The 12599-nt window shown below is 43.4% G+C and carries 9 protein-coding genes; 6 read left to right on the top strand and 3 right to left on the bottom strand.

Annotated features, from left to right (window positions below; translation table 11 throughout):
• Window positions 1–113 precede the first annotated feature (113 nt).
• The 3 genes from ctlX (at window position 114) to A587_RS0103780 (ending at window position 3406) form a co-directional block, all read left to right on the top strand.
• On the top strand, window positions 114–1025 hold the full coding sequence (gene ctlX / locus A587_RS0103790) for a citrulline utilization hydrolase CtlX (RefSeq protein WP_017216482.1): 912 nt from the start codon (window positions 114–116) through the stop codon (window positions 1023–1025).
• An 82-nt stretch (window positions 1026–1107) separates the two neighbouring features.
• Entirely contained in the window at window positions 1108–2538 is a 1431-nt protein-coding gene (locus A587_RS0103785) for an alanine/glycine:cation symporter family protein (RefSeq protein ID WP_017216481.1), read from the top strand.
• Between the two features lie 205 nt (window positions 2539–2743).
• A complete protein-coding gene (locus A587_RS0103780) occupies window positions 2744–3406 on the top strand; it encodes an outer membrane beta-barrel protein (RefSeq protein WP_017216480.1) in 663 nt (220 codons plus the stop codon).
• Between the two features lie 149 nt (window positions 3407–3555).
• Here A587_RS0103780 and A587_RS0103775 read toward each other — a convergent pair whose 3' ends face one another.
• Complete coding sequence (locus A587_RS0103775; protein WP_017216479.1) at window positions 3556–4293, bottom strand: TIGR04211 family SH3 domain-containing protein; 738 nt, start codon at window positions 4291–4293, stop codon at window positions 3556–3558.
• Window positions 4294–4465: 172 nt separating this feature from the next.
• Between A587_RS0103775 and A587_RS0103770 the strand changes: the two genes are divergently transcribed.
• Window positions 4466–5986 (top strand): CYTH and CHAD domain-containing protein, encoded by a 1521-nt coding sequence (locus A587_RS0103770; protein ID WP_010374710.1) that lies wholly within the window; start codon window positions 4466–4468, stop codon window positions 5984–5986.
• Between the two features lie 110 nt (window positions 5987–6096).
• Window positions 6097–6942 carry an HDOD domain-containing protein gene (locus A587_RS0103765; protein ID WP_010374711.1) on the top strand — a complete coding sequence of 282 codons (846 nt, stop codon included), beginning with the start codon at window positions 6097–6099 and terminating at the stop codon, window positions 6940–6942.
• 64 nt (window positions 6943–7006) lie between these two features.
• On the opposite strand, the gene metK is transcribed toward A587_RS0103765, so the two are convergent.
• On the bottom strand, window positions 7007–8158 hold the full coding sequence (gene metK / locus A587_RS0103760) for a methionine adenosyltransferase (protein WP_010374713.1): 1152 nt from the start codon (window positions 8156–8158) through the stop codon (window positions 7007–7009).
• Window positions 8159–8418: 260 nt separating this feature from the next.
• On the opposite strand from metK, the gene tkt reads away from it, so the two are divergent.
• Window positions 8419–10413 (top strand): transketolase, encoded by a 1995-nt coding sequence (tkt, locus tag A587_RS0103755; protein ID WP_017216478.1) that lies wholly within the window; start codon window positions 8419–8421, stop codon window positions 10411–10413.
• A gap of 115 nt (window positions 10414–10528) precedes the next feature.
• On the opposite strand, the gene A587_RS0103750 is transcribed toward tkt, so the two are convergent.
• A complete protein-coding gene (locus tag A587_RS0103750) occupies window positions 10529–12544 on the bottom strand; it encodes a methyl-accepting chemotaxis protein (protein ID WP_017216477.1) in 2016 nt (671 codons plus the stop codon).
• Window positions 12545–12599 lie beyond the last annotated feature (55 nt).

The following is a 12599-nucleotide window of genomic DNA, read 5'->3' as shown; positions in this document are numbered from 1 at the left end:
TTAGCAAAGTGATAGAAAATTGCACGAATTGTATGAGATTTTGGCATTTAAATTGTCTTATGGTGTGGTTACACTGATATTGAGTATGACAACGCCCAAATGATGAGTGCAGTATGACAACGATATTCCAAGCACCTCGAGCGGTGGTGATGATCCGTCCACACCATTTCACTTCGAATCCGCAAACCATGCAAGATAACGCGTTTCAGCAAGCTTGCAGTGAAAACAATCCTAACAACAGAGCCTATGTTGAGGTCAGTAACGCCGTGCAAGCGTTAGAATTGGCTGGCGTGAAAGTGCACTTATTTGAAGATACTTCCACAGATACGCCAGATTCGGTCTTTCCAAATAACTGGTTTTCGACGCATAGCGATGGTCAATTAATTATTTATCCTATGTACGCCTTGAATCGACGATTAGAGATCCGTCGCGATATTATCGATTTTCTGAGTGCTCACTATCAGGTGACAAACATCAATGATTATAGTCATCTAACCGCTGAAGAAATATTCCTTGAAGGTACCGGCTCTATGGTTATCGATCATCAAGCAAAAGTGGCCTATGCGGTAGAATCCAAGCGCACCAACGCCGTGTTAGTTAATCAAGTTTGCGAGCAGTTAGGACTAGAGGCAGAGATATTTAATGCCTATGATAAAAATAAAGTGTCTGTTTATCACACCAATGTCTTAATGTGTGTCGCCACCGATTTCGCCATGATATGCCTAGATATGGTGCCAGAATATCAGCGTGCACAGCTTATTAATCGTTTTACGCAAAGCGGCCACACCCTGATTGCGCTATCTTATCAGCAGATCCAACATTTTTGCGGCAACGCGATTGAGCTGCAAGGCAGTATGGGACGCATACTCGCGCTTTCCACAACGGCTTATCAGGCGCTGTTGCCTGAGCAAATTGCTGTCATTGAAAAGTCAGCTAAGCTAGTTGCTATTGATATACCAACAATTGAAGCCGCAGGTGGCTCGGTGCGTTGTATGATTGCTGGAGTCCATTTAAATAACCGTTAAATAATACTAGGGCCTGTTTACCCTTCAAGAAGTTCAACAGGCCCTAGATAAACGGCAAATAATAATAAAACAGGAACCGCCTATGTTTGAAAGTGCAGTTAAGAGTATCAATGGGCTCTTATGGGGAGAAGGTCAGATACTTATTTATATCCTGCTATTTGCAGGGTTTTGGTTCACTATTCTTTTGCGAGGGATACAAGTTGTAAAGTTTCGTCACATGTTTAGCCTGTTACGGGGCAGCGGTCAGGGTGATGACAATACGATTAGCTCTTTTCAAGCGTTATGTACCGGGCTATCAGCTCGAGTTGGAACAGGTAATCTTGCAGGTGTTGCGGTTGCTATCTCTCTTGGTGGCAGTGGTGCGATATTTTGGATGTGGATGATAGCCATTTTGGGGATGGCAACAGGCTTTGCCGAAAGTGTACTTGGGCAAGTCTATAAAGTGCGAGATAGCCAAGGTGAGTTTAGAGGTGGTCCTGCTTATTATATTCACATGGGATTGGGAAGTCGGGCGTTTGCAGTATGCTTCGCCTTTTGCTTGTTTTTGGGATATGGATTTACCTTTAGCGCGATGCAAACCAATACCATAACCGATGCGCTCAATAATGCGTTTGATATTCCAACCTTATATTCAGGTATTGTGATCACTGTCCTTGCCGGCTCTATTATTCTTGGTGGCTTCAAAGCGATTGCGCGATTTGCTGAAAAGGTAGTGCCAGTAATGGGATTAGTCTTTGTCCTTGCGGCCATTATTATTACCGTGATGAATTACTCGCAAGTCCCTGCCATGATCAAAGATATTTTGCTTTCGGCTTTTGGCTTGCAAGAAGCGGGCGCTGGCGCACTTGGCGCAGCTATCAAAAATGGTATTCAGCGCGGGCTCTATTCTAACGAGGCGGGAGCGGGTAGTGTGCCGCACGCATCGGCAAGTGCGTCGCCAATTCCCAATCACCCCGTGACCCAAGGTTATATCCAAATGTTGGGCGTATTCTTTGATACCATCGTTTTGTGTAGTTGTACTGCTGTCATAATTCTATTGGCAGATATAGATATTGGCAGAGAGATGGAAGGCATACGGCTAACACAATCTGCGATGACCGCGCATTTAGCAACTGGGGGCGTTTACTTTGTCGCGGCGGCGATTACTTTGTTTGCTTTCACCTCTGTAGTGGCTAATTACGCCTATGCTGAAAGTAACTTACACTTATTCCATCTGGATAATAAAGTTGGCCGTTCAATTTATACCGCATGCTACTTATCTATGATGTTGTGGGGCGCTTCGGCAACGCTAAAACAGGTATGGGATCTTGCCGACATAGCATTAGGTTTAATGACGGTGGTGAATGTTATTGCCATAGTGCGTCTTACACCCACTATCTTGGCGGTTACGGCCGACTATCATCAGCAAAGAGCAAAAGGGAAAGAACCTGTATTCGAAGTCGATAAGGTCAAAGTGCAAGGAGTTACTGAGTCTGGCATTTGGGGTAATATTAATGCGAAGAATTCAGCCTAATACGTTTTAGATGGAATAAATAAAGGCCGAATTTTTCCGGCCTTTATTTATTCTTTAACTTTTTAAATTAAAAAGTATCGCCAAGCTTTCAATCATACACCTTGTTTAAATTTTTTATATTCAGTGTATACTTCCGCCCGCTCTTCACTTCAATATTTCAAGCTAAATATTGCTTCCTTTTTAATCTTTAAACACCGATGTGATAATGAAAAAACAATTATTTGGACTGGCAGTACTATCGTTGCCTATGTACGCGAAGGCTGATATTGCCATATTTTCAGAAGTACTTTTTGGTAAAGCCAATAATGAATTTTACGCCGAGCAAGAATCTGATTTAGGATATAAGCGTGCGTCATCCGCTAATTCAGATTCATGGGGGCTGAGGCTCGGTGTTGGGCTTACAGATCATTTAGCACTTGAAATCGCACAGCATTTTCATGGAGAGTCACTAGCTGAATATTCCGTTCACGTTTCTAATACATTCCCAGAAAGCTATCAAAACCCGTATGACTACTCATATAAAGCCAGGTTTCCTATTGATACTGAATCTCTGAGATTGGGGATTAAAGGAGAGATTGAGGTGTCTACTAATATTAATGCAAATATAAGAGTTGGAATGGCACATTGGCAATACAAAGATGTGATCCCTGCACAGTTGGTTCCTACAGGCAGCACTAGTTCAGGTGATAGCGGTAATGATATTTATACCTCGATAGGTGTTGAGTATCGACTAACAGATAATCTCTATGTTGGTTTGGAATACTCTCTTGTGAATATTAAAGAATCAAAAGAATATGACTACACAGGCGTAGTTCAATATGAGCATAATTTGCACGATATATCCATGTTACTTGGTTGGGCTTTTTAATACGCTGATATTCGTAGTTGAGAAAGGTTATTTTCAGAACTGTATTTAGAATGGGGCGAATTGAAAAATTCACCCCATTAATTTTGACAAGAAAGTTTAGATGCACCGTCAGTGACGAAGTTATCTAATCTCAATAGGTATATAACCAGTTACCAGCCGTCGTAACGCTTTCTACGAGATAAAAATAGCGTCAGGATCACACCGATAATAATGCCACTGATCCCGATGATGCCACCGTAAGTGAGCAACTGGTGTTGTTCTTTTTGGACTTTTTGCTGCTGTGCTAAACGCTCATCTTGTAGCTGCTTTTCAAGCCCTGAAATAGTGTCTTGAAGTGAAGCATTCTCCGCTAGTAAATTGGTATTGTTTTGCTGCAGCATTGGAAGCTGCTGCTGGGCATCGTTCAGCGCCTCTTGGGTCTCCACTAAAGTTTGGTTAACCGCCTCTAATTGTTGCTTTAAACCTGGCTCCGTGGTGACAAATTTACTTTCTACCCAACCTTCTCTTGCCTTGTCGTCTTTAATTTGGACAAACTCGTCATTAGCGCCACTCAAAATAGTGATTGGCGTACCAGCATCAACAGAACCTAAAATTCGATAATTTTTACTTGGACCTGTGTGCATGAAAATAAAAAGATTGTCACTAATATAGCCGTTTGGTGTTGCGGCGTTTACTGTGCTATTTTCGTCTGGCTCTTCGGCAAAGCTTACAAAGCTGGTGAAGAGCAGGCTCGCAATGATAAATTGCTTAAAGTTGAACATGCGTGGGCCTTTTATTCTTTGGGTCGTAAAGTTTACAAAATAGTAGGGATTTCGCGGCCTAATAGCAAGGCTTTGTTTATTTTGAATGGCGCGAAATAATTGATTACATAATGAAAATTGCAGCATTTAACGCAATGATTCAGTGTTATTGATCCGTTGATGTTCAGCGAAATTAGCCTGACTATCTATTGATTTAGCGCATATTTGGTGCACTTCTCATCGGATAAAAAGATTGCAAACTTAGCCTCCTTTGTATATTTTGATCCTCCCTTAGACAAATAGGTAAAACACTGCCCTAATGGACACTGAAATAGAACTGAAATTTTTGGTTTCAGATAATGAAGTTCCGCTGATCCCTGCACTCATCACACAGTTTGCAAAAACGGTCACTAACAAGCCTGCTAAAAACTTAACTAACGCCTACTTTGACACGCCAAATCGTGAATTGCGTGCGCTAGATATCGGTCTAAGAACGCGTTGTTGCAATGATGAATGCGAGCAAACGATTAAGCTTGCGGGAGAAGTTGTAGGAGGGTTACATCAACGACCTGAGTACAATTTACCTATTCAGTCAGGACGTCCTGACTTGTTAGCGTTTGACGCGAATATTTGGCCTCACGGTATGCAACTTGAGTCTATTGCAGAAAACATATTCCCGATCTTCAGTACGAATTTTATTCGTCGTACTTGGTTAATCGAAACGGATTCAGGAACCAAAATCGAAGTCGTGTTGGATAAAGGGGAAATATCGGCACAAGGGAAGATGGAGCCAATCAATGAGCTTGAAATAGAGTTGATTGAGGGAAACAAAGAAGATCTTTTCTTATTAGCCGATCACCTAATTAAACAAGCTGGTATGCGCTTGGGACTATACTCAAAGGCCGCCAGAGGATATCGAATTGCCGATGATAAACCTCTAAAACCAAATAAGTTTATAGGGTTTGTACCGCTCAAGTCTCAGGTAACGCAAGAACAAGCGCTAATTGCGACAGTCAGTTATGGTATTCAGTTCGTCCAAAAACATGAGCAGTGCTATTTTAATAAACCAAGTCTCAAGACATTAAAACGAGTTATTGATGGAGTTTCGCTTATCCGCCACGCGTTTTGGTTGTTCGATGACATCGTTGATAAAAGCTCGACTGAGAGTATTCGCAATGAGTTAAAATGGTTGTTGTCAGAACTTGCTTGGGTCGAAAATGCAATTCATTTAAAAACCTATACCTCAAAGCGCCATGCTTATTATAAGAAACTTAATCAGTTTCCTGAATTGGCGCAGGTCATTACCGATTTGCAAGATGTTCAGCCGACACCAACGGACATTGAAGATTTATTTCATTGTACCCGTTATAACCGTTTGATCCTTTCACTTACTCGCTGGCTTGTTGATAGAGCGTGGCGTAAAAACTGGGATCAAAAAGCGTTGAGTGCAGCAGAGCTACCGGTCACAGAAATCGCAAGCCAATTATTTGATAAAGACTGGCAAGAGCTGAAAAACTTGCTTCCACAGGATAAATCGCTTTCTGAAAGAGATTATCTACATGTGAGAATAAAGCTAGAAAACACACTACTAAGCGGTAACTGTCTGGGCAAGCTTTACGATAAAGAAGCACGCAAAGCGTTTAGAACGCCTTGGATTGATATCGTTTATGGTATTTATGAGCTAGAAACACTGGCGTATCTATATCAGCTTTGCCAAAGCCAAAACGCAGATGAACTGCAAGAAGTGCAGGCATGGCTCAAGCAAAAATCTGACTTTTTGATAAGTGCTATGGAGCAAAGTCGACAATCTTCCATGCATAGCGAGCCATATTGGTTTTAACCAAATTAAGCGGGGTTTTATCCCGCTTTTTTGTACCACTTCATAACAATCAATACTGCAAATATCAGGCGATGAACTAAACTTGGGTGTATCAATTCTGAGGTAGCCCAATGATCGATATAGACGATAAAGTGCTGAATGATTTGCGCGGCGGATTTAACTTACCTGCTAAGCCTGAAATATTACAAGCCTTACAAAATGAATTATCACAACCGGAGCCTGAGTTATTTACCGTGGCGGATATTATTGCGGCAGATGTTGGTGCATCAGCTGCGGTATTAAAGGTAATTAATTCACCGGCTTATGGTCTTGCCCGTACGATCACAGATATAAAACAAGCAGTGATGTTTTTGGGCGTTACCTGTATTACGCAGCTAGTGACAGGGTATTTGCTTAAAAATGCGTTTGAGCAGTCAAAGTGCTGTATTTCACTGCAGCAGTTTTGGGATAACGCTGCGGATATTTCAAAAGCAGCAATGGTGGTTGGACATCATTTAAAGGCATCATTACCGATGGAGAATTTGCAGCTGCTGGGTCTGTTTCACGATGCCGGGATCCCTGCAATGGCCGTAAAATATCCTGACTACGCTGAGGTAATAAAACAGTCTATAGAGCGGCCTGAGCAAACACTGATTTACTATGAGCAGCAAAAGTATCCAGTGCCTCACACTGTGATAGGCTACTTCCTTGCGACGTCTTGGCACTTACCCAAAGAAATATGCCAGATGATTTTACGCCACCATGACGTTAGCTATCTTGAAGAGCAAAAAAATGCACAACATGTGCAAACCTTTGCGGCACTTAAACTGGCTGAAAACCTCTGTTTCGAAGCAAAACACTTTAGAAGCGCAGCGGATTGGTACCTATTTAAAGATAAGGTGATGATTGAGCTAAATCTACATGAAGATGAGTATCAAAACTTAAAAGATGATGTCGACGAAGTATTTATTGGGTAGGGGATTATTTACGGGCATTAAAAAAGGCGCATTTGGCGCCTTTTTTACTTTTTGCCGCAGGGGATTATAGGCCTGCAGCTGCACGTAGTGCGTCAGCTTTATCAGTTGCTTCCCAAGGGAACTCTTCACGACCAAAGTGGCCGTAAGCAGCAGTAGGCTGATAAATTGGACGCTCAAGGTCTAGCATAGTGATTAGACCGTAAGGACGTAAGTCGAAGTGCGCGCGGATAAGTTCGATTAAACGCGACTCATCAAGCTTAGCTGTACCGAAAGTTTCTACGCTGATAGAAGTTGGCTCAGCAACACCGATTGCGTAAGACACTTGGATCTCACACTTGTCAGCAAGGCCAGCTGCAACAATGTTCTTTGCAACGTAACGTGCTGCGTAAGCCGCAGAACGGTCAACTTTTGATGGATCTTTACCAGAGAACGCACCACCACCGTGACGAGCCATACCGCCGTATGTATCTACGATGATTTTACGACCAGTTAGACCACAGTCACCCATAGGACCACCGATAACGAAACGGCCAGTTGGGTTGATGAAGAACTTAGTTGCTTCAGTGATAAGCTCTGCAGGTAATGTAGGCTTAATGATAGTTTCCATCACAGCTTCTACAAGGTCAGCTTGTGATACAGAATCACAGTGCTGCGTAGATAATACGACTGCGTCGATACCTACTGCTTTACCGTTTTCGTACGCGAATGTTACCTGAGACTTAGCGTCTGGACGTAACCAAGGTAGCGTACCGTCTTTACGAACTTGCGCTTGTCGCTGAACTAGACGGTGTGAGTAAGTGATAGGCGCAGGCATAAGTACGTCAGTTTCGTTACACGCGTAACCAAACATTAGACCTTGGTCACCAGCACCTTGTTCTTCTGGACGAGAACGATCAACACCTTGGTTGATATCAGGTGATTGCTTACCAATGGTGTTAAGGATTGCACATGAATCAGCGTCAAAGCCCATGTCAGAGTGTGTGTAACCAATTTCACGCACGGTCTTACGAGTTAATTCCTCGATATCAACCCAAGCGCTAGTTGTGATTTCACCACCAACCATAACCATACCGGTTTTAACGTAAGTTTCACACGCAACACGTGCTTTTGGATCTTGCTCAAGGATGGCATCTAGAACCGCATCAGAGATCTGATCGGCAATTTTATCTGGATGGCCCTCAGAAACAGATTCAGAAGTAAATAAATGTTTAGCCATTGTATTTATGCTCACAAATATTGCGCTTCACAAACATCAGGGACAGCGCGAAAAATTAAGGGGCGTATTCTAACCAAAAAACCTAGGCATTGACTAGTTATTTTACGCCTAGACGTCCAAAATTGTGCAAACTTTTTTAATGGTCGGAAAAAGTCCGTCTGTACCCGTTTTTTTATGGCCTTTGCCGTTGCAGTTAGCCATATAAATAAGTAAGAATGGGCTCAAACCCCCGCGAAACACATTTAAAGGTAGGAGAATTCATGCCATCTCGCAAAGAACTTGCTAATGCAATTCGCGTTCTTTCCATGGACGCTGTACAAAAGGCCAAGTCTGGCCACCCAGGAGCCCCTATGGGCATGGCGGACATCGCAGAAGTACTTTGGCGCGATTTTTTAAAGCACAACCCAAGTAATCCTGAGTGGTTCGACAGAGATCGCTTCGTATTATCAAACGGTCACGGCTCGATGTTAATTTATTCATTGTTACATTTGTCGGGTTATGACTTATCAATTGATGACATCAAAAACTTCCGTCAGCTACACTCAAAAACACCAGGCCACCCAGAATATGGTTACGCACCAGGTATTGAAACTACCACTGGCCCATTAGGTCAGGGTATTACTAATGCGGTAGGTATGGCGATTGCTGAAAAAGCATTGGCTGCACAGTTTAACCGTGAAGATTACGACATCGTTAATCACTATACCTATGCATTCTTAGGTGATGGTTGTTTGATGGAAGGTATCTCACACGAAGCTTGTTCACTAGCGGGTACTCTTGGTCTTGGCAAACTGATTGCGTTTTGGGATGACAACGGTATTTCAATCGACGGTGAAGTTGAAGGTTGGTTTAGCGACGATACACCTAAACGCTTTGAGTCTTATGGTTGGCATGTTATCGCCGGTGTTGATGGCCACGATAGCGATGCGATTAAAGCCGCTATCGAAGCGGCGCAAGCAGAGTCTGGTAAGCCAACTCTTATTTGTTGTAAAACGGTTATCGGTTATGGTTCACCAAACAAATCAGGTAGCCATGATTGTCACGGTGCACCGCTAGGTGATGATGAAATCAAAGCAGCACGTGAATTCCTTGGTTGGGAACACGGCGCATTTGAAGTACCAGAAGATGTGTACGCAAAATGGGACGCAACAGCGCGTGGTCAAAATCAACAGAGTGACTGGTTGATTAAGTTCACTGAATACCAAATGCATTACCCTGAGCTTGCTGCTGAATTTGAGCGTCGCATGAAAGGCGAGCTTCCAGCAGACTGGTCAGAGAAAACAGAAGCGTATATCGCAGAGCTTCAAGCGAATCCTGCAAACCCTGCAACTCGTAAAGCATCACAAAATGCATTGAATGCTTTTGGTCCAATTCTACCTGAGTTTATGGGTGGCTCTGCTGACCTTGCGGGTTCTAACTTAACACTTTGGGATCAATCTAAAGGCTTAACGGCAGAAGATGCTGCGGGTAACTATATTTTCTACGGTGTGCGTGAATTTGGTATGTCTGCCATCATGAACGGTATTGCACTGCACAGAGGCTTTATCCCTTACGGTGCGACATTCCTGATGTTTATGGAATATGCGCGTAATGCCGTACGTATGGCTGCATTGATGAAGCAAAGAAGCATCTTTGTGTATACCCATGATTCAATCGGTCTTGGTGAAGATGGTCCAACACACCAGCCAGTAGAACAAATGGCGAACTTACGGACTACGCCAAACCTAGCGAGCTGGCGTCCATGTGACCAAGTTGAGTCAGCAGTTGCTTGGCAGCAAGCGGTTGAACGCGCTGATGGCCCATCTGCACTGGTATTTACCCGTCAAGGTCTTGCGCAGCAGCCACGTACCGCTGAGCAAGTTGCAGCGATTAAGCAAGGTGGTTATGTACTATCTTGTGATGGTGAGCCTGAAATCATCCTTATTGCAACCGGTTCTGAAGTGCAACTTGCGGTGGAGTCTGCGGATAAGCTTCGTGCAGAAGGTAAAAAGGTACGTGTTGTGTCTATGCCTTCAACGGACATTTTTGATGCGCAATCTCCAGCATACAAAGAAAGCGTACTACCAAGCTCAGTAACGCGTCGCGTCGCTATCGAAGCGGGTATTGAGGACTTCTGGTACAAATATGTAGGCCTAAATGGTGCTATCGTTGGTATGACAACGTTTGGTGAGTCAGCGCCTGCTGATGAGCTATTCAAGCTATTTGGCTTTACGGTAGAAAACATCGTTGAGAAGGCAAACGCATTGTTTGCATAATCAAAGAAAAGAAACAAAAAACCCATGCCATGCATGGGTTTTTTTATGCTTAGCGGTTTTGCTAAACCACCTAGAGCTTTGAGACTGTTTCCTGCTCAAAGCTCAGGTTAGATAGCTAAACCTTAAACTGTTCTACCGATAAGCGTAACTCTTCGGCGAGTTTAGCAACCTCAGAACTAGAGATTGAAGTTTGGCTTGCGCCTTCAGCCGTCTGCTCTGCGATTGTTACAATCGATTCTAAACGTTCACTAATTTCCTGTGCCACCTGCTGTTGCTCATTCGCCGCGTTTGCAATCTCTTCACTCACATCATGAGCCTGAGAAACAGCTGCAGTGATAGAGTTTAGCGCTTCGTTAGCAAGGTCGCTCTGAGTTACGCACGACTCCGCCTGCTGTTTGCCTTTCGACATCGCGCCTACCGCTTCTTCGGCACCGGCTTGTAAGGATTCAATCATTGCTTGAATTTCTTGAGTTGACTCTTGAGTCTTACTTGCAAGCGAGCGCACTTCGTCTGCCACTACCGCGAAGCCACGACCCTGTTCACCAGCACGCGCGGCTTCGATTGCAGCGTTTAGTGCAAGGAGGTTAGTTTGCTCAGCAATGCCACGGATAACATCCAAAATACTGCCTATCGACGCGCTGTCTTGGTGCAGTTTGTTAATCACGCGAGAGGCTTCATCCACTTCCCTTGCGAGTTGCTCAATAGTGTGTTTGTTCTCATGTGAAATACCTTTAACACGCTCCGCTTCTTTATCAGCATTTTTAATTTCTTGTAATGCTTGATGCGCGCTGTTACTAACACCGTGAGAGGTGCTACTCATCTCAGTTGTAGCGGTAGCTGCTTGCTCTACTTGTGCCTGCTGATTCTTAATTGCTTGGCTGGATTCTGTAGTGATAGTCGATGTTTCTTCGGACGCTGCAGCAAGCTGTGTCGAACGAGAAATAATGCCAGTGATAAGTTCACGTAAGCTAGAGATTAGGGTGTTACAGCTTCTAGATAATTCACCAAATTCATCTTTTGCCGTGTCATCTAAGCGCTGTGTCATATCACCACTGGCGACAATGTTTAAAACTCGGTTTACTTCCGATAGTGGTTTTGTGATTCGGCTAACGGTAATGTAAGCTACGCCGACTGCCATTAGCGTTGCTACTATCATTCCAATCCAAGTCCATAGGTTTGCTGTGCCTACATCGGCACGTACACCTTGTTGTAAGTTAAAGGCGACTTGGCTTGCTTCGGAGAGTAAGTCATCTAGCTGAGACAGAGCGGCTTTTGTGGTTTTCTCGGCGTCGGATAATTCCTTACGCGTTTCAGCTAATGCGTTGATCAAGCGTTTTTGATTTTCCGCGATGCTGTTGCTGCCGGTAACTGCACCTTTTAAATTAGTGTAATAGCCTTCGAGATCAGCAAACAAACTGCTATCAAGCGCGCTAACGGGGCCACGCATTAAATCAATATTACGACCTAGCTCTTCAACGAGATAGCTTTGATCTCTACTTACAATTTCCAATGTATTGATGTCTTCAACAGTAACAATATCGTTGGCGCTAGTCACAACAGAAGAAAAGTTATTTTCTAAGTTATTTGCAGCTTGAAAAGCGCGTTTGTCAGCATCTTCTAAGCCATCCAAATCAATGATATCAACCGTCACCATCGTCGCATCTTCTGCGGCAACATCAATAGTTGATAACTGCTCTTTTAATTTGTCCCGTAACGAAAGCTCAGTTGTTTTCTCGTTTACCAAGCTGTTCATGGCTTTTACGAACGCATCATAACTTTTGCCAACATCACGACTGCTTGAGGACAATTTATTATTAGCGGCAACGACCTGCTGCAGCTCTGAATAGGTTTTGTCAAAGATCTTCTGGCGCTCTGCAAATTGCTGTTTTAGCGTCGCTAGTTCAGTCTCCGAACGTGCATAAAAACTTCCCTGAGCCATTTTGCTCATTAAAGTGAACTCTACTTGTAGAGCAGAGCTTTTAGAGAGTGCTGGTAAAGAGAGGTTATTAACCTGTTGAGTTGAGTTGTCAATGTTCGCAATTCTAAATAAAGAATTGCCCCCGATAAGAAGAAGCAACAAGGTGATGGTAATAAAACCACCCCAAATACGTTGGCTAACAGTCAAATTCATAGCTGTCCTACAAAATTTACAAAGCAATACGGATACTTATCGGATTTATTGCGGA

It is taken from the genome of Pseudoalteromonas sp. NJ631, from assembly GCF_000276645.1.
In the GTDB taxonomy this organism is placed as follows: domain Bacteria; phylum Pseudomonadota; class Gammaproteobacteria; order Enterobacterales; family Alteromonadaceae; genus Pseudoalteromonas; species Pseudoalteromonas piscicida.
This window is presented reverse-complemented; position numbering and strand designations above follow the sequence as displayed.